The following is a 352-nucleotide window of genomic DNA, read 5'->3' as shown; positions in this document are numbered from 1 at the left end:
TAGCCGGGCATTATGGCAAATCGCCGGATGAGCTGAGCCATAAAGAACTGCAAGATTACCTGATCCACCTGAAAGAAAATCTGGATTTATCATTCAGCAGCTGCAATGTGGCGCGCAATGCCATTCAATTTCTTTCTTTATGGCAAGGTTCTCAAAGATGAGAATATCCATATCGCAATTCCTGCCCAGCGTACGCCGAAATTTCTACCCGAAGTACTCAGTGTAGAGGAGGTGATGACGCTGATCAATGCGGCGACCGGATTTCGAAATCGCATGCTGTTGATGACAGCTTACTCGGCTGGCCTGCGCCTGGAGGAACTGGTTTGCAACCCATATGCTGGAGGCTGGCTAA

The 352-nt window shown here is 48.9% G+C and carries 1 protein-coding gene; it reads left to right on the top strand.

The window, feature by feature from the left end; translation table 11 throughout:
• The coding region (locus tag ACYQ2M_RS25635; protein WP_487247205.1) for a phage integrase N-terminal SAM-like domain-containing protein at window positions 1-161 on the top strand (161 nt) is incomplete at its 5' end.
• Between the last annotated feature and the right edge of the window lie 191 nt (window positions 162-352).

This window comes from Desulfocicer niacini (assembly GCF_054657595.1).
The sequence above is the reverse complement of the archived record's forward strand: the minus strand, read 5'-3'. Positions and strand labels throughout refer to the sequence as shown.